The organism is Pseudomonas sp. Sample_23 (assembly GCF_004307595.1).
Taxonomy (GTDB): Bacteria; Pseudomonadota; Gammaproteobacteria; order Pseudomonadales; family Pseudomonadaceae; genus Aquipseudomonas; species Aquipseudomonas atacamensis.
Genome location: NZ_RCNX01000033.1, coordinates 57006 through 74997 on the forward strand (window position 1 = coordinate 57006; position 17992 = coordinate 74997).

The following is a 17992-nucleotide window of genomic DNA, read 5'->3' on the forward strand; positions in this document are numbered from 1 at the left end:
GTGTAAATCCCTTGGAGTAAGAAGAAATTGCTCCCGAATTCGGACTTGCACATCCGGTCATCGAATACCCGATGACGCAGAAAGCCTATCGGTGATCTTCGAGCTCGCCTAGTTCATGGACAGCCCCGCACTTCGCAGGAAATTTCCCATGGATTCGCAGGCCGGAAGATCAAAAGATCGCAGGCTTCGCCGGCTCCTACAGGGATGTGTTTCAACAGGTGTAGGAAAGGTGAACGGTGAGACGCGGAGCGTCTCGGGATGCGTTCCACGCGCAGCGGGGGAACGATCAGGGGTAAACGTTGAATCGTGACTTGGCAGTCATCGTGCAGGAATTGGTCTACATCCTCTTCCAACAGCGTCAGATACTGGCGTTATCCTCCGAATCCCTTACACTGCCTCGGCCGTTCATTTTCCTTTTGAGGCTGTGCGCATGAAATTTCGTTTTCTTCTGTGGATGATGGGTTTGTTGATGGGTAAGGCCAGCCGGACAAATCCTGCGTTCCAGCAGCAGTTGGGTGACAAGGATCTGGTGTTTCAGTTGCAGACGCTGGATGGGAAAGTGGCGCGGCATTTCGTGGTCAAGGATCAGCGCATCACCAGCAAGTCTGGGGTAGTGGCGGAGCCTGCGTTTGCGATTGCGTTTAAAGATGCCGGTTATGGCTTTGCCACGATGCAGGCAAAGAACAAGCAGTTGGCATTTATGCAGGGAATTCAGGACAAGTCGATCCAGCTCAAGGGCAACCCGGCGCTGGTGATGTGGTTTCAGGGGTTGATGAAGTATTTGGTGCCGAGGAAGGCAAAGGCCAAAGCTTGAGATTCTCCTGGTTGGCTCCAAGCGAAGCGCATCGAAGAATGGTGTGCTCGCTGGCTCGCAGGGTTGCTGTTTAGGCCTGTAAAGACAGTCGAACTGTCATTTCTGTCAGGTGCTTTGCTCATCTTCGCGATGCTCTACTCAAGCTCTGGTCCCGTAAAGGACGCAACGCACTTGATGGAGCAAGAACATGACTCAGGCTCACGCTCAGGTCTTTATAACCCCAGGTACCCCCGATCCCTCTTTTGCCCTGAATGGTTTATTGAAGTTGCCGATACCGGGCATTGCGAGCCATGAGGCTGCGGCCGTTTTGGCACTCCCCGACAGGAAGTTGCTGGTCGCCCTTCCTCAGGAAGGAAATGATGCGCCGCTTGCCATCGCACGATTGAACGAAGACGGGACGCTCGACAAGTCCTTCGGAAGTCATGAGACAGGTTTCGTCGAGATATCTTTAGTCAACGCTCGCATCAGCGCCGTGTTTGGGCTCGATGCGTTGCAGGACGGCGGTTGGCTGGTGCGCGTTCAATACTTCACACAGAAGGCCGTCGACGCTGGCCAGGCACTGATTCGCCTGCAAGACAGCGGTGAGCTGGACGATTCGTTCGGCGATCACGGCATCAGTCTACTTTCCTATTATGAGATTCCGGGCTCCCCGCTTGCGTCGTCGGCAGGGGCAGAGTTGAACCGAATGTCCTCCTCTGCAAATGGTTCTACCGGCTCGGTAGCTCAGCAGGTCGATGGTAAAATCGTCCTGCTCCATTTCCTGCTGGTCGATGAACCTTCGCCATCACCCGTGGTGATACGTCTTTTGTCGAACGGCTCGCTCGATCAATCATTTAACGGCGCGGGCTACGTCTCGGTGGATGTTGGTGCCACCTCGAGCACCGCCAGCGCTATCGCTGTTCAAGCCGATGGCAAGGTGTTGGTTTGCGGATCCTTTCAGAATGGTGAGACAGGCTCCGGAGTTTTTCTGGCACGTTTGGACGCAGCGGGGAAGTTGGATAGGGAATTCAACAACGGACAAGCGAAGCTGATTTTCAACGAGGATGGCGAGCGCTCTCTGAAAGCCATTTCGGTGCGCGGAAGTGATGGCCGGATCGTTGCGGTCGGTGATGCCTGGCAAGAAAACGTCCACGGCGGGTTAGTGGTTGTGCTGAACGCCAGTGGAGCATCCAATCTTGTATTCAATAATGGCCAGCCTCTGTTTTCCCCGTTACTGCCAGACGTATTGACGTGGTGGCATACATCACAGCTCGACGGTTCGATCATTGTCGTTGGTGCCGGGGATTCAGCGGTAATGACCGCGCGCTTTCTTGCTGACGGCAAACTGGACACGGCCTTCAACGGTATTGGCTATACGCTCTTCGATGACGTCGCGGGGCCAGTGTTTCCTCGGGATCTGGCAATCATGGAGGACGGCCGAATAGTGGTGTCCATGACCCACACCAGCCTTTCTGATCCTTCACGGGTGGATGGCTGGATCACTCGCTATCTCAGCGCAAACCTGACGGGTGGCACGCTTGATTTTGATCCGTCTTTTGGTGACAGCGGCATCGTCAGATTTCCCCTTGGAGGACTGTCTGAGTTTGACGTAAGAGCGCTGCTGGCGCTGCCCGACAACAAGTTGCTGGTGGCTGTCCGTCGACGCAAGGATGGCCTGGAAACGCTGATCGCCCGGCTTTTGGAGAACGGCCAACTGGACCTTGAGTTTGGTGAAGAAAGGACCGGATTCGTCGAAATCTCACTCAAGGACGGTCTATATATGCACTCGATGCTAGAGCTGACGCCGTTCCCGGATGGTGGTTGGCTCGTTCGCGCCGAGTACCAGAGCAATGGGCCTGTTGTTTCTGCTGGGCTGGTTGTTGTGAAACAAGACCAAGACGGGCGGCTGGATCAGGACTTTGCTGAACAGGGTGTGCGTTACCTTCCTTATGCGCAGATGGGGAGCGCGGGTCATACCGGCGACGCTGTCTTGCGGCAGGACGAGAAAATTCTTCTGGTCAGCTCCGTCGAAGACGGCACTGGCCGTTTGAGTGGCATCGTCATGCGGCTCAATCCGGATGGCTTGAACGACATCACATTCAATGGTGCGGGATTCGCGTTTGTCGAACTCGCTGGCATTGCACACCAGCACAGTTCTGCGCAGGTGGTCGCGCATCAACCTGACGGCGGTGTAGTGGTTGGTGGCAGCTACAGCGGACCCTCTTCGGGCGCTTACGTCATTCGATTCGACGCTAACGGCCAGATCGACAGGGAATTTGGCGAGAACGGTAACGGCGTCGTGATCATCTCTGGAGAGGACGATATCCACCTGTCCGCCATTTCAATTGTGGATGGCAAAATTGTTCTTGCAGGGTCTGCCGTAAGGGACGGTGCCATGCGTGGAGTGATTGCGGTCCTCACGTCCAAAGGCTCCTACAATCTCGTATTCAATGACGGTAAACCATTGTTCTCCGACTTCGTCCCGCAAGGCTTGAGGTGGTTGCACTGTGTGGCGCGACTTGACGGTTCAATCGTCGTCAGCGGCGATACCGGGATCGGAGTAACTGACGATGATCCGAGTGCGATCACGGCGAAGTTTTTGGCAGACGGAACACCAGACCTGTCATTCAATGGCACAGGGTTCAGTATTTTCGACGAGGACGGCGTCCTGGAAGCTCTTCATGACATGGCGCTTTTGACGGACGGCCGAATTGTAGTGGGAGGGTATTTCATTGGAAGCTTCCCGAATCCGCAGGGCTGGGTGATTCGGTACCGAGGTTGATTACGCCAATCAACAGTTGGCCGCAACACACCCGCTCCTGGGGATCGCATCGATCTTGTGGGAGCGGGCTTGCCCGCGAGCTTTTCAGCCCTGGCTGAACTGCGAAGCCAGTTCACGCAACAGCACTTCAGCCTCAAGCACTTTGCTGACGACATCGTTGGCTTTGTCACGGCTCAGGCCGACGCGTTCAAGCAGGGCATCCGGAATGTCTTCATCCGGCCCGGAGCCGATCCCGCGGCTGCGCAGCAGGCGTACGGCCAGGCAGACGAGGTTCGGGTATTCGGCGTAGGCGCCGTCGTAGCTTGGGTCGTGCTGGAAGCGCAGGGCGGTGGCCAGTTCATCGGGCATGTCCCAGTAGCGCATCAGCCACGAGCCGATCTGTTCGCGGCTGATACCCAGCAGGTGTTGCTCGATATAGCTGTGGCACAGATGCGGATTGACCTCCAGGTGGCGGCAGATCAGTGAGAAGTGCGGCGGAAAGACGTGGGCCAGCAACAGGTAACCGAAGTTGTGCAGCAGACCGGCGAGGTAGGTCAGGCCGGCTTCCGGGCGCTGGGCGCGGGGCATGGCGCGGGTCAGGCCTTCGATGACGGCGGCGGTGTAGATCGACTGCTGCCAGTACGGCGTGGTGTGTTGCGGGTGGTCTTTCGGCAGGCTCAGGGTCTTGCCGAGGGCCAGGCCCAGCGCGAGGTTGATTACCAGATCAAAACCCAGCACGCGAACGATTGCGTCTTCCACCGAGCGAATCTTGCCCGGCGAGGCGTAGTACGGCGACGCCGCCCAGCTCACCACTTGCGCGGCCAGCGCCGGGTCGGTTTCGACTACGCCGGTGATGTCGTCGATGGTGGCGTTGGGGTCGACGCGCAGCTTGATGATTTTTTGCGCGGTTTCGGCCAGCGGTGGAATCTCGATGGTCGCTTCCAGACGTTGCTGAATGCGCCGCGCGGTGAACGCCTGCACAGCCTGGGTGATTTCCTCGCGGTCATCGTCCGGGCGGTCGAGGTTCGGGCGGATGCTGCTCAGGGCTTCGCCGAAGTTGGCGGCGCTGGCTTTGGTCAGCATCGATTTGAAGTCTTCGCTGCTGATTTCCAGCAGCAGGCCCGGCTCGCCGGAGTTGATCAGCAGCTTCGGCTCGCGCAGCAGGCTTTCTTCGTAGAGGCACGGCGAACTGGTCAGCGCCGGCAGGCCCGGCAGCAGGCTCAGATTGTGTTTGCCGAGCATCTTTTCCAGGCGCTCGGTGGACACGGCTGTGAGGCGGCGACCAGTGAGTTCGGCGAGGCGATTGAGATCCAGCAACTGGCTCTGTGGAAACAGCACCATCAACGCGCCCACGGCGTCGTCCAGCAACACGGCCTGCACCTTGCGCGAGGCATTGAGGCCGTGGTGGTCGAGCACTTCTTCGTAGGCAACGCCCAGCTTGTTGAGCAGCAGCCGAATAACAGACGGAGCTTGCGGAGATTCGGGGACGAGAGCAGCTTCGGTCATGGTCTGTATCCGTTTTTGAAACAATGGCAGGAGTATAACCAGCTCTGTAGGAACGATCCTGCACAAACTGCGACGGTGCTCACACTTGGCCGTATTGCTGCCCATGGCGCAGCCAACGGTCAAGCAGTGGGCTGACGTGGGTCGGCCAGCGCTCCAGCAAAGCCTGGGCGGCGTCGCGCACGGCGGGCAGCAGGTCGGCGTCGCGCATCAGGTCGGCGACCTTGAATTGCAGCAGGCCGGTCTGACGGGTGCCGAGCATTTCCCCAGGGCCGCGCAGTTCGAGGTCTTTTTCGGCGATGACGAAACCGTCGTTGGTCTCGCGCATGATGCCCAAACGCTGACGGCCGATCTGCGACAGCGGCGGGTGGTAGAGCAGCACACAATGGCTGGCCGCGCTGCCCCGACCAACCCGACCGCGCAACTGGTGCAGTTGCGCGAGGCCGAGCCGCTCGGGGTTTTCGATGATCATCAGGCTGGCGTTGGGCACGTCGACGCCGACTTCGATCACGGTGGTGGCGACCAGCAGTTGCAGGTTGCCGGCCTTGAACTCGGCCATCACTGCGGCTTTCTCGGCCGGCTTCATGCGCCCGTGAATCAGCCCGACTTTCAATTCGCCGAGGGCGGCGGTGAGGTCTTCAAACGTGGTTTCGGCGGCCTGGCAGGTCAGCTCTTCGGATTCTTCAATCAAGGTGCAGACCCAATAGGCCTGACGTCCTTCGGCGCAGGCGCTGCGCACCCGTTCGATGACTTCGACGCGGCGGGTGTCGGTGACCAGCACGGTGTTGACCGGGGTTCGGCCGGGCGGCAATTCATCGAGGATCGAGGTGTCGAGGTCGGCGTAGGCACTCATCGCCAATGTGCGTGGAATCGGCGTGGCGGTCATGATCAGTTGGTGCGGGCACATGCGCCCGCCGACGCCTTTCTGCCGCAGCGCCAGACGCTGTTGCACGCCGAAGCGGTGCTGTTCGTCGATGATCACCAATGCGAGGTTCTTGAACTGAACTTCGTCCTGAAACAGCGCGTGGGTGCCGACCACCATTGGTGTTCCGCTGGCGATCTGCTCCAGAGCGGCGACGCGGTTCTTGCCCTTGAGCTTGCCGGCCAGCCACGCGACTTCAATGCCCAGCGGCTCGAGCCAGCGCTTGAAGGTGATGAAGTGCTGTTCGGCGAGAATCTCGGTCGGCGCCATCAGCGCGACCTGATAACCGGCCTCCAGCGCTTGCAGTGCAGCGAGGGCGGCGACCACGGTCTTCCCCGCACCAACGTCACCCTGAATCAGGCGCAACATCGGTTCGTGCTGACTGAGGTCGTAGGCAATTTCATTGCCGACGCGCTGCTGAGCACCGGTTGGGCTGAAGCCGAGGTTCTTCAGGTATTTCGGCGGCAGCCTGGTGGCTTTCGGCATCGCTGGCGCGCGCAGGGAACGCATGCTTTCGCGCAGACGCTGTTGCGACAGTTGATGGGTGAGCAGTTCTTCGAAAGCCAGGCGATGCTGCGCCCAGTGATGGCCAAGGGCGAGTTCGTCGACGTCAGCATCGGCGGGCGGGTTGTGCAGGTAGCGGATCGCATCGGCCAGCGGTGCCAATTGATAGTCGCGGGCCAGCTCAGTCGGCAACCAGTCGGGCAGGGTGCTTGGCTTGAGCAGCGTCAGAGTCTGCATGCACAACTGGCGCAGGCGCTGTTGGGTCAGGCCTTCGGTGAGCGGATAGACCGGGGTCAGGGTTTCGTCCACTGGCGGTGGTTCATCACCGGTGATCGCGCGGTATTCCGGATGATAGATTTCCAGGCCTGAGGCGCCGGGCCGGGCTTCGCCGTAACAGCGCACCCGCGTGCCGCGCTTGAGCCCTTCTTTCTGCGCGTTGCTGAAATGGTAGAAGCGCAGGCTCAGCCCGCCGGTGCCGTCCTGCAAGCGCACGACCAGGCTGCGCCGGCGGCCCATGACCACGTCGGCGCCGCTGACGGTGCCTTCGACCACGGCGTCCTGTCCCGGCCGCAACGCACCGATCGGCACCACGCGGGTGCGATCCTGATAACGCAGCGGCAGGTGGAACAGCACGTCCTGCAGATTCTCGAGGCCGACCTTTGCCAGTTTCTCGGCCATGGCCTCGCCGACACCCTTGAGTGCCGTCACCGACACTTGCGACAGCTCCGTCATGACGCTCGCTTAACCGGCCGTAACCGGCGCGGCAGGCTTGGCCACCGAACACAGGCGAATGGAGTCGGCGAGGATCTCGATGGCTTTCGGCCGTGGGAAGCTCGCGCGCCAAGCGATCGCAACGGTGCGGAACGGCACCGGCGCGGTCAGTGGACGCACTTCGATCACGCCCGGGGCGTAGTGATGGCTGTCCACCGCCGACAGCGGCAGGATCGAGATGCCCAGGCCGGACGCGACCATGTGGCGAATGGTTTCCAGCGAGCTGGATTCGACCGTGGTGTGCTTGGCGCCGTCGTTGCCCTTGGTCAGGGTCGGGCAGGCTTCGAGCACCTGATCGCGGAAGCAGTGGCCTTCACCGAGCAGCAGCAGGCTCTTGTCATTGAGCAGGCCGGCGTCGATGGACTCTTTCTTGGTCCACGGGTGCTGGGCCGGCATCAGGACGTAGAACGGCTCGTCGTACAGCGGCAGGGTCAGCACGTCGGCTTCGTTGAACGGCAGGGCGATGATGATCGCGTCGAGTTCGCCGTTGCGCAGTTTGTCGCGCAGCACGTGGGTGAAGTTTTCTTCGATGTACAACGGCATCTGCGGGGCAACCCGGTGCAGTTGTGGGATCAGGTGCGGGAACAGGTACGGGCCGACGGTGTAGATGGCGCCGACTTTCAGCGGCGCGGTCAGCTGATTCTTGCCGGCCTGGGCCAGTTCGCGAATGCCTTGGGCCTGTTCCAGGACCTTCTGCGCCTGGGCGACGATGCCTTCGCCGACCGGGGTCAGGCGCACGGCGCTTTTGCTGCGCTCGAAAATCAGCACACCGAGTTCGTCTTCAAGTTTTTTCACGCCCACCGACAGCGTCGGCTGACTGACGTGGCAGCGCTCGGCGGCATGGCCGAAGTGCTGCTCTTGGGCGAGGGTAACGATGTAGCGTAATTCTGTGAGGGTCATAGCAAGCGTCCATGAAGATGCGCGCCAAGCATACCGGCTGCAATCGATAGACGCACGTTATCAGACTGCGGGCTGAGTGCGACACCGGTCGAGGACGGTTTGCCGCTGGCAGATACGCAAAAGGCACCTTTCGGTGCCTCTTGGCTGGATCTACTGGTTAGCGCATCACTTTGTGGGAGCGAGCTTGCTCGCGAATGCGGTATGTCAGACGAAACTGCTCTGACTGACCTGGCGCCTTCGCGAGCAAGCCAGCTCCCACAGGTATTGCGGTGTTGCTTAGCGGCGGCGTTCGAGCGAATAAACAAACGGCGCAACAATTTCGATCGAGCCGTTGTTGAGCATGTCGGCCGGCGGCTTTGGCAGCGGTTGGGCGCGGCGGATCATGTCCAGGGTGGCCCGGTCCAGATCAGCGTTGCCAGAGCGGCCCACCAGTTCGAACGACAGCACATTACCTTCGCCATCAACCACGAAGCGCAGACGATTCAAGCCTTCCTTGCCACGCGATTGCGCACTCTGCGGGTACTTCTTGTACTTCTGCAGATGCGCGAGCAGGGTGCCTTGCCAACTGGCCTTGGCCGCCAACTGAGCCGGCGACGGACCTGGTGCAGGCTGGGCGGATTTCTCCGTCGGTGCCTGGGTCGGTTGAGTATCGGCCGGTTTCTCCTCAGAAGGTTTTTCCTTCGGCGGCTCGGGCAGCTTTTTCTCGACCGGCTTCGGCGGTTTCGGCTTGGGCTTCGGCTTGGGTTTGGGTACCGCGATTTCCGCTTTTGGTGCTTCAGCCAGTTTCGGAATCGGCAATTCTTCCACCGGAGCCGGTGGCTGCGGCGGTGTGACGACTTTCGGCGGAGCCGGCGGTGGCGGGGCAGGCAACGGGGCCAGCTCGACCATCATTGCCTGCGGCGGCAATTCGATGGGCGGGCGGGCAGTCCAGTTCAGCGCCAGCGCGATGGCCAGCGCATGCACACCCAGCACCACGGCCAGGCTACCGCTGTAACGCGTCAGCTTATGGCGCGTCGTGATCATTTCTTGGCTGCCGTCTCGAGACCTACCAGACCGACCTTCAGGTAACCGGCGGCGCGCAGGCTGTCCATCACGCTCATCAGGTCGCCGTAATCCACGCCTTTGTCGGCCTGGAAGAAGATGGTGGTGTCTTTCTTGCCCTGGGTCTTGGCGTCGAGGGTAGCGCCGAGGGTTTCGGCTTTCACTTCGTCGTCACCGAGGAACAGGCGCTGGTCAGCTTTCACACTGAGGAACACCGGTTTCTCTGGCCGCGGCGCCGGTTTGGCGGTCGAGGCGGGCAGGTCGACTTTGATGTCCACAGTGGCCAACGGCGCGGCCACCATGAAGATGATCAACAGCACCAGCATCACGTCGATGAACGGCGTGACGTTGATTTCGTGGTTCTCGGCCAGATCGTCGTCTGCGCCTTCTTTCAAATGCAGGCCCATGGCCGATTACCCCACTTTAACCATGTGCGGCTGCGAGCTGCGCTCAGGCTGGTGGTCGAGATCGCGGCTGACCAGCAGCAGGACTTCTGCCGAGGCATCGGAGACCTGCGCCTTGTAACCGGCGATGGAGCGGGCGAAGACGTTGTAGATCACTACCGCAGGAATCGCCGCAACCAGACCCAGTGCAGTGGCCAGCAGGGCTTCAGCGATACCCGGTGCGACAACGGCGAGGTTGGTGGTCTGGGTTTTGGCGATGCCGATGAACGAGTTCATGATGCCCCACACGGTACCGAAGAGACCGACGAACGGTGCGGTCGAACCGATGGTGGCGAGGACGCCGGTGCCGCTGCTCATGTTGCGACCGCAGGCCGCTACGAGGCGCTCAAGGCGGAAGCTGACGCGCTCCTTGATGCCTTCTTTCTCGCGGCTGTTGACCGACAGGCGCATCTCTTCGAGCGCGTCGTGCACCAGCAGGTTGGCGAGGGTGCCTTCTTTACCAGCGGTGGCGCTGGCTTCCTTGAGTGTGGTGGCTTTTTTCAGTGCGGCGATTTCGCCACGCAGACGACGCTTGGCGCCCATCAGCTCGAAGCCTTTGGCGATCCAGATGGTCCAGGTGATGATCGATGCGATGGCCAGACCGATCATCACGATTTTCACGATGATGTCGGCGTTCTGATACATGCCCCACGGCGACAGGTCGTGGGCCATGCCCAAGGTGTTGTCGGCTTCGAGGACTTCAGGTGCGTCGGCCGCGTCGACAGCCTGCACCGGATCGGTGGCGGCCGGTGCAGCCGGAGCGGCAGCGGTTGCGCTCTGCTCGGTGGCGGCTGGGGTGGCGGGCGCTTGAGCGTCGGCGAAGGCGGCGGTCGGTGCCAGCATCAGGCTGAGCAACAGAGCCGCGACAGCGCTCCAGGCGCGAGGTCGAGTGGTTGGCGAAGCGGGAGTTTGATTACGTGTCATGCTGGCCGGACCTGAGATAGAAAAACGTTGTTGCTCTTCCAGGCCTCGTGAGGCCGAGAACAAAAGTGGCATGCATTATTGCAAGTAATTCTTGTTAACAAAAGTAATAGAGTAACTTTTTTTCCTTCATTGCTAGCCGTTCGTCCTGGGCCAGAGCTAGTCTGTGCCTTTCTGATGGGAGTTTTCTGATGTCCGCGCCTTCTGTTTTGATTGCCGGTTGTGGTGATGTCGGCAGTCGTCTGGCCACGCAACTGCTGGCGGCTGGCTGGCAAGTCCATGGCCTGCGCCGCGACGTTTCCAAGCTGCCGGAGGGTGTCATCGGCGTCGCCGGCGATCTGTTCAACGAAGAATGCCCGGCGACCTGGCCGGTAGGTGCTGTCGATTATCTGGTGTATTGCGCTGCGGCCACCGATCACGACGAAGAGGGCTATCGCAAGGCCTACGTGCAAGGCTTGCAGAACGTGCTGAGCTGGCTGAACGACTATGGGCAAGTGCCCGAGCGACTGATCTTCGTGTCCAGCAGCAGCGTGTACGGCCAGCAGGACGGAGCATGGGTGGATGAGACCTCCGAGACGGTCGCGGCCGGATATTCAGGTCGCTTGATGCTCGAAGCCGAGCAGGTCGCGCTCAATAGCGGCATCCCGGCTAGCGTGCTGCGCCTGACCGGCATTTACGGCCCGGGCCGCGAGTGGCTGCTGACCCAGGTGCGTCGCGGGTATCGCGTGGCTACGGAGCCACCGCTGTATGGCAATCGTATTCATGCCGATGATGCAGCGGGGCTGCTGGCGTTCTTGCTGGAAAAAGACCGCGAGGGCGTCAAGCTGGACCAGCTCTATATCGGTGTGGATGACGCGCCGGCGCCGTTGGCCGAAGTGGTGGGCTGGTTGCGCGAATATCTGGGTGTGACTGAATGGGCGGAAGACGCCAGCGTGCGGCGCACCGGCAGCAAGCGTTGCAGCAATGCGCGGGCGAAAGCGTTGGGGTGGGTGCCGAAATATCCCAGCTACCGCGAAGGCTATGCAGCGATCCTGGAAGGTCGCTAAAAGCAAAAGATCGCAGCCTTCGGCAGCTCCTACAGGAAAATGCATTCCAAAGTAGGAGCTGCCGAAGGCTGCGATCTTTTCAGCGGGTTACTGCTTTTCCAGCAACCACTTGCGCTCGCCCGCGGCGAACTGCGGTTGCTCATCCGCTAGCGCAGCGTTCACTGCCTGCAGAATCTCCAGCTCCTTGCCCTTGCGCACAAAGATCCAGTTGTTGCCCTGGCCATTGAGTTGCAGCCACATGCTGTCATTGCCATTGCTCATCGATGCGCAATCGCCCGCCAGGCACAAGGCATAACGATCAACGCCCGGCAGGCCGGTCACCTGACCGTCGGCCTGGAACTGCACGGTGCCGCCTTCACCCTGGCCGCTGGCGATGGTCCAGTTGCCGCCCAGATACGCTGAATACAGCGCACGTTCGAAGCTCGCACCGATTGGAGCGCCTTCCGGCACCGGGATCTGTGCGCGATCGAAAACTTGTTCGGGTTCGTTGTCACTGGCAGCTTGCTGCAAACGTCCGCCGTCGCGTTTCAGTTCGCTGGCGGAGCTGCCATAGAAGTCGACTTTCCAGGCGCCGGACTCTTCGCCCAGCAGCCGTCCTTCGACGTTCTCAAAACCGTTGGTGTAGCGGGCCTGACCGGCCTTGGTGTTGACGTCCCATTCCAGATTCGGGCCGTAAGCCTGCAGCGCTTCACGCAGGGGACCGCCCTTGGCGGCGGCATCGATTGCCACCTGATTGATCCAGGTGCCGCTGATGTCACGGTCGGCAGGGTCGCTGGCGCAGCCGCCGAGAAACAGGGCGAGCAGCGAGAGAGCTAGCGCTTTGCGCATGGTGGAATCCTTTCAAAACCTTTTCTTGCGGCAGTCGGCGCGGCGTGGAGGCCGCGCCGTGCGCATCACTCGATGACCAGAATGGCATCCATTTCAACCTGCGCACCCTTCGGCAGGGCGGCCACGCCAATGGCGGCGCGGGCAGGGTATGGCTGGTCGAAGTACTTGCCCATGATCTCGTTGACCTTGGCGAAGTGGCTCAGGTCGGTGAGGAAGATGTTCAGTTTGACGATGTCCTTGAACGAACCGCCGGCGGCTTCGGCCACGGCTTTGAGGTTCTCGAAGACCTGGACGGTCTGGGCTTCGAAGCCCTCAACCAGTTCCATGGTTTTCGGGTCCAGAGGAATCTGGCCCGACATGTAAACGGTGTTGCCTGCCTTGATCGCCTGGGAGTAAGTGCCGATGGCGGCCGGGGCCTTGTCGCTGGTGATGACGGTTTTGGTCATGTAGGACTCCTTGTAATAGGCAGGTTATGCACGCATGCGGGTGATGCGGATCACCCCGGTCAAAGCGCGCAGTTTCTTGATCACGCGGGCCAGGTGCACACGGTCGTGAACGCTGACCACCAACTGCACGACGCTGATGCGACCATCGCGTTCGTCCATGCTGATTTTCTCGATATTGCCGTCGGCCGCGTTGACGCTGCTGGCCAGCAGGGCGATCAGACCGCGCTGGTGTTCCAGCTCGACGCGCAGCTCGACGTTGAATTCGCCGGTGACATCCTTGGCCCACGAGAGCTGGATGCATTTTTCCGGGTTGTGCCTGATTTCACTGATGTTGCGGCAGTTATCCAGGTGCACGACCATGCCTTTGCCCGCCGACAGGTGCCCGACAATCGGGTCGCCGGGGATCGGCGTGCAGCACTTGGCGTAGCTGAGCACCAGGCCTTCGGTGCCGCGAATCGCCAGCGGACCTTCCGGGCTCGGCAGCTGCTCGCCTTCGCCAAGCAGGCGACGGGCGACCACGTAGGCCATGCGGTTGCCCAGGCCAATGTCTTCGAGCAGGTCTTCGATCAGTTCGAGGCGGTACTCGGTAAGCATTGCCTTGACGCGCTCTGCCGGGATCTTCTCCAGGGAGCTGTCGAAACCGTTGAGGACCTTGTTCAGCAGGCGTTCGCCGAGGCTGATGGACTCGGAGCGGCGCTGCAGTTTCAGCGCATGACGAATGTGCGTGCGCGCCTTGCCAGTAACGACGAAGTTGAGCCACGCCGGGTTCGGCCGGGCGCCGGGGGCGCTGACGATCTCGACCGTGGAGCCGCTTTGCAGCGGTTCGGACAGCGGCGCGAGACGACGGTTGATGCGGCAGGCGATGCAGCTGTTGCCGACGTCGGTATGTACCGCGTAGGCAAAATCGACCGCCGTGGAGCCTTTTGGCAGCTCCATGATTCGGCCTTTGGGCGTGAACACGTAGACCTCGTCCGGGAACAGGTCGATCTTCACGCTTTCGATGAATTCCAGCGAGTTGCCGGCGCGTTGCTGCATTTCCAGCACGCCTTTGACCCACTGGCGGGCGCGGGCGTGCGTGCCTTTCGGCTGCTCGTCGCCGCTGGATTTGTACAGCCAATGGGCGGCGATGCCGTTGTTGGCCATCTCTTCCATTTCGCGGGTGCGGATCTGGATCTCGATCGGTACACCGTGCATGCCGAACAGCGTGGTGTGCAGCGACTGATAGCCGTTGGCCTTGGGGATCGCGATGTAATCCTTGAAACGCCCTGGCAACGGTTTGTACAAATTATGCACAGCACCCAATACGCGGTAGCAGGTATCGACCTTGTCGACGATGATCCGGAACGCGTAAACGTCCATGATCTCGTTGAAGGCCCGTCGCTTGCCGCGCATTTTCTTGTAGATGCCGTAGAGGTGTTTCTGCCGACCGCTGACTTCGCCCTGGATGCCGTCGATGGCGAGGCAGTGACCGAGGGACTCTTCGATCTTGTTGACGATTTCCTTGCGGTTGCCCCGGGCGCGCTTGACCGCCTGGTAGATCCGCGCGGAACGCATCGGGTGCATTGCCTTGAAGCCGAGGTCTTCGAACTCGATGCGGATCGCGTGCATCCCCAGCCGGTTGGCAATGGGCGCGTAGATTTCGAGGGTTTCCTTGGCGATGCGTCGGCGCTTTTCGCCGGACAGCACTTCCAGCGTGCGCATGTTGTGCAGACGGTCGGCGAGCTTGACCAGGATCACCCGGATGTCGCGCGCCATGGCCATGGCCATTTTCTGGAAGTTTTCCGCCTGGGCTTCGGCCTTGGTCTCGAAGTTCATCTGGGTCAGTTTGCTGACCCCGTCGACCAGTTCGGCCACGGTTTCACCGAACTGCGCTTGCAGCGCTTCCTTGGCGATACCGGTGTCTTCGATCACGTCATGCAGCATCGCGGCCATCAGGCTCTGATGGTCCATGTGCATGTCGGCAAGAATATTGGCCACGGCAAGAGGATGCGTGACATACGCCTCGCCGCTGCGACGGCGTTGACCGTCATGGGCTTGTTCGGCGTAGAAATACGCTCGGCGGACCAGGTTGACCTGGTCGTTGCCGAGGTAGGTCGATAAGCGATCGGCGAGGGCGTCTATGCTCGGCATGATGAATCCTGCCGAAAGCTGTGACCCCGCGCCGTGCTACGTCGACCAGGCATAGGCTTAGACGGCCTCGTTCGACTCGTCCTCGAACGCTGCGAACAGCGGTTCATCCTGGACGATTTCCTGCTCGGCGATGAACTCGTAGCTCATCAGGCCTTCAGCAATTTCACGCAGCGCGACAACGGTCGGCTTGTCGTTTTCCCACTGCACCAATGGCTCTTTGCCGCCGGTGGCCAGTTGACGGGCACGCTTGGTAGAGAGCATGACCAGCTCAAAGCGGTTTTCCACGTGTTCTAGGCAGTCTTCAACGGTTACGCGGGCCATGGTATTCCTCGGAGCGAATGCAATATGCGCGCTGCCCGGTTGGGCGAGCGGACTGAGCAGTTTAAAAAATCACCAGCGATTAGGGAAGCGCTGATTTTTTGACCAGACCCTTCAACGCGCTGCAAGCACCAATGTAAAGCGCTTGCAGGCATTTTGGGAAGTGCTGTTTCAGCCGAGCAATTCAGCCAGCAATTTGCCGAAACGCACTTGCTGGCGTTTCTGTTGCAGCTGATTGGCGCGGAAAATCGCTTTCAGATCGTCCAGCGCGTGGGCGAAATCGTCGTTGATGATCAGGTAATCGTAGTCGACGTAATGGCTCATCTCGCTGACTGCTTCGCGCATGCGGCCGTCGATGATCTCGTCGCTGTCCTGGCCACGGTTGGTCAGGCGCTGGTGCAGGGCTTGCAGCGATGGCGGCAGGATGAAGATCGAGCGCGCCTGCGGCATCAGCTTGCGCACTTGCTCGGCGCCTTGCCAGTCGATTTCCAAAATCAGGTCGTGACCTTCGTCCAGGGTCTGCTGCAGGCGGCTTTGCGAGGTGCCGTAGAAGTTGCCGAAGACTTCGGCGCGCTCAAGAAAGTCGCCGTGCTCGCCCATCTTCACGAACTCTTCGCGGGTCACGAAGTGGTAGTTCACGCCATCCACTTCGCCCGGGCGCATGGCGCGGGTGGTGTGCGAAACGGAAACGCGAATCTCCGGATCGGCGTCGGTCAACGCCTTGACCAGACTGCTCTTGCCCGCGCCCGATGGCGCGGAAATGATGTACAGGGTGCCGGTGTGTTGGGTCATGTCAGGTAGCCTTACTCAATATTCTGCACTTGTTCGCGCATCTGCTCGATCAACACCTTGAGGTTGACGGCGGCCTGGGTGCTGCGCGGGTCGAAGGCTTTGGAGCCCAGTGTGTTGGCCTCGCGGTTGAGCTCCTGCATCAGGAAGTCCAGACGCCGCCCGGCGGCACCACCGGACTTGAGCACCCGGCGAACTTCGATGATGTGAGTGCTCAGGCGATCCAGTTCTTCGGCCACGTCGCTTTTTTGCGCGAGGATGACCATTTCCTGTTCCAGGCGCTGCGGGTCGAGCTCGGCCTTCATGTCGGCGAAGCGGTCGAGGACCTTCTGGCGCTGGGTGGCGAGCATCTGCGGCACCAGTTCTCGCAGGGTCACCACGTCTTCTTCGATGGACGTCAGGCGGTCGTTGATCAAGCGAGCCAGCTCCGCGCCTTCGCGCTCGCGGCCAGCCTTCAGATCCTTCAAGCCCTGATTGAACAGCGCCAGCGCTTCGGCGTTCAGCGCTTGCGGGTCGGTCGCATCGGCCACCAGCACGCCGGGCCAGGCCAGCACTTCCAGCGGATTCAGCGCAGCCGGATTCTTGATCAGCCCGGCAACGGTTTCCGCAGCGGCCACCAGTTGCGCGGCGCGCTCGCGGTCCACTTGCAGCGGTTTGCCGGTGCTTTCTTCGGTGAAGCGCAGCGTGCACTCCAGTTTGCCTCGCGACAGGCCCTGACGCAGCGCTTCACGCACGGCGCCTTCGAGGTCGCGGAACGATTCGGGCAAACGCAGATGCGGTTCCAGATAGCGGCTGTTGACCGAGCGCAGTTCCCAGCTCAGGGTGCCCTGAACGCCGGCTTTCTCGACGCGGGCGAAGGCGGTCATGCTGTGCACCATGGCGGTGACCTCGCAATGCAGATCGGCGCGAAACGCTGTTTCGCAGGCGCGATTTCAATGAATTTAAGCCGACTGGCAGCAAAGGCGCAGGATTGTAGCGCAGTGCGGCGAATGCGCCCAAACACACGGTGTGACAAAGCGCTGCAGCCCGTCGGTTATGCGCGCTTGAGGGGCTTCGGTCGTCGGCCGGCGGTTTTAACCAGTGCCCACTCGCGGTGCAGCGCTCTATAATGCTCGGCAGTTTTCCGTCCTCAGTACAGGTATCCCTATGAAACGTCCAAGTGGTCGCGCTGCCGATCAGCTCCGCTCGATCCGCATCACCCGCAACTACACCAAACACGCCGAGGGATCCGTACTGGTCGAATTCGGTGATACCAAAGTCATCTGCACCGTCAGCGTCGAAAACGGCGTGCCGCGTTTCCTCAAAGGTCAGGGCCAGGGCTGGTTGACTGCCGAGTACGGCATGCTGCCGCGCGCCACCGGCGAGCGTAACCAGCGTGAAGCCAGTCGTGGCAAGCAGGGCGGTCGTACTCTGGAAATCCAGCGCCTGATCGGCCGCTCCCTGCGCGCGGCACTGGATATGTCCAAGCTCGGCGACGTGACCCTGTACGTCGATTGCGACGTGATCCAGGCCGATGGCGGTACTCGCACCGCGTCCATCACCGGCGCCATGGTTGCGCTGGTCGATGCCCTGAAAGTGATCAAGAAGCGCGGCGGCCTGAAAGGCGGTGACCCGCTCAAGCAGATGATCGGTGCGGTCTCGGTCGGCATGTACCAGGGCGAGCCGGTGCTGGATCTGGACTATCTTGAAGATTCTGCAGCTGAAACCGACCTGAACGTGGTGATGACCAGCACCGGCGGCTTCATCGAAGTGCAGGGCACCGCTGAAGGCGCGCCGTTCCAGCCTGATGAGCTCAATGCCATGCTGGAACTGGCCAAGCAGGGCATGAACGAAATCTTCGAATTGCAGAAGGCTGCGCTGGCCGACTGAGATTTTG

The 17992-nt window shown here is 60.7% G+C and carries 16 protein-coding genes; 4 read left to right on the forward strand and 12 right to left on the reverse strand.

Annotated features, from left to right (window positions below):
- The first annotated feature begins 430 nt into the window (after positions 1-430).
- Together D8U82_RS07040 and D8U82_RS07045 are read left to right on the forward strand one after the other, a co-directional pair.
- Positions 431-814: a helicase gene (locus D8U82_RS07040; protein WP_130889055.1), complete on the forward strand. Its 384-nt coding sequence runs from the start codon at positions 431-433 to the stop codon at positions 812-814.
- 187 nt (positions 815-1001) lie between these two features.
- Positions 1002-3575: a hypothetical protein gene (locus D8U82_RS07045; RefSeq protein WP_130901946.1), complete on the forward strand. Its 2574-nt coding sequence runs from the start codon at positions 1002-1004 to the stop codon at positions 3573-3575.
- Positions 3576-3659: 84 nt separating this feature from the next.
- On the opposite strand, the gene D8U82_RS07050 is transcribed toward D8U82_RS07045, so the two are convergent.
- The 6 genes from D8U82_RS07050 to exbB all read right to left on the reverse strand — a co-directional run bounded on the left by D8U82_RS07050 (position 3660) and on the right by exbB (position 10562).
- Complete coding sequence (locus D8U82_RS07050; RefSeq protein WP_073470910.1) at positions 3660-5060, reverse strand: aminoacyl-tRNA deacylase and HDOD domain-containing protein; 1401 nt, start codon at positions 5058-5060, stop codon at positions 3660-3662.
- A gap of 79 nt (positions 5061-5139) precedes the next feature.
- Entirely contained in the window at positions 5140-7215 is a 2076-nt protein-coding gene (gene recG / locus D8U82_RS07055) for an ATP-dependent DNA helicase RecG (protein ID WP_016772532.1), read from the reverse strand.
- Positions 7216-7224: 9 nt separating this feature from the next.
- Positions 7225-8154 carry a hydrogen peroxide-inducible genes activator gene (locus D8U82_RS07060; RefSeq protein ID WP_024014805.1) on the reverse strand — a complete coding sequence of 310 codons (930 nt, stop codon included), beginning with the start codon at positions 8152-8154 and terminating at the stop codon, positions 7225-7227.
- A gap of 276 nt (positions 8155-8430) precedes the next feature.
- Complete coding sequence (locus D8U82_RS07065; protein ID WP_042608108.1) at positions 8431-9177, reverse strand: energy transducer TonB; 747 nt, start codon at positions 9175-9177, stop codon at positions 8431-8433.
- Positions 9174-9602, reverse strand: a complete 429-nt coding sequence (exbD, locus tag D8U82_RS07070; RefSeq protein WP_016772535.1) for a TonB system transport protein ExbD — start codon at positions 9600-9602, stop codon at positions 9174-9176. The genes D8U82_RS07065 and exbD overlap by 4 nt, the downstream gene beginning before the upstream one ends.
- Positions 9603-9608: 6 nt before the next feature.
- Positions 9609-10562, reverse strand: a complete 954-nt coding sequence (gene exbB, locus D8U82_RS07075; protein ID WP_130901947.1) for a tonB-system energizer ExbB — start codon at positions 10560-10562, stop codon at positions 9609-9611.
- A gap of 188 nt (positions 10563-10750) precedes the next feature.
- Here exbB and D8U82_RS07080 point away from each other — a divergent pair, with 188 nt between their 5' ends.
- Positions 10751-11605, forward strand: coding sequence for an SDR family oxidoreductase (locus D8U82_RS07080; RefSeq protein WP_130901948.1), 855 nt, complete (start codon positions 10751-10753; stop codon positions 11603-11605).
- Positions 11606-11692: 87 nt separating this feature from the next.
- Here D8U82_RS07080 and D8U82_RS07085 read toward each other — a convergent pair whose 3' ends face one another.
- From D8U82_RS07085 to D8U82_RS07110, 6 genes are all read right to left on the reverse strand, one after another.
- A complete protein-coding gene (locus tag D8U82_RS07085; RefSeq protein WP_024014801.1) occupies positions 11693-12433 on the reverse strand; it encodes a hypothetical protein in 741 nt (246 codons plus the stop codon).
- 65 nt (positions 12434-12498) lie between these two features.
- Positions 12499-12879: a RidA family protein gene (locus D8U82_RS07090; protein WP_014340863.1), complete on the reverse strand. Its 381-nt coding sequence runs from the start codon at positions 12877-12879 to the stop codon at positions 12499-12501.
- A 24-nt stretch (positions 12880-12903) separates the two neighbouring features.
- On the reverse strand, positions 12904-15009 hold the full coding sequence (spoT, locus tag D8U82_RS07095; protein ID WP_007920338.1) for a bifunctional GTP diphosphokinase/guanosine-3',5'-bis pyrophosphate 3'-pyrophosphohydrolase: 2106 nt from the start codon (positions 15007-15009) through the stop codon (positions 12904-12906).
- A gap of 57 nt (positions 15010-15066) precedes the next feature.
- Complete coding sequence (gene rpoZ / locus D8U82_RS07100; RefSeq protein ID WP_008030604.1) at positions 15067-15330, reverse strand: DNA-directed RNA polymerase subunit omega; 264 nt, start codon at positions 15328-15330, stop codon at positions 15067-15069.
- Between the two features lie 168 nt (positions 15331-15498).
- On the reverse strand, positions 15499-16119 hold the full coding sequence (gene gmk / locus D8U82_RS07105; RefSeq protein WP_039757364.1) for a guanylate kinase: 621 nt from the start codon (positions 16117-16119) through the stop codon (positions 15499-15501).
- A gap of 11 nt (positions 16120-16130) precedes the next feature.
- Entirely contained in the window at positions 16131-16994 is an 864-nt protein-coding gene (locus tag D8U82_RS07110; RefSeq protein ID WP_016770639.1) for a YicC/YloC family endoribonuclease, read from the reverse strand.
- A 268-nt stretch (positions 16995-17262) separates the two neighbouring features.
- Here D8U82_RS07110 and rph point away from each other — a divergent pair, with 268 nt between their 5' ends.
- Positions 17263-17985, forward strand: coding sequence for a ribonuclease PH (gene rph / locus D8U82_RS07115; protein WP_024014799.1), 723 nt, complete (start codon positions 17263-17265; stop codon positions 17983-17985).
- Positions 17986-17992 lie beyond the last annotated feature (7 nt).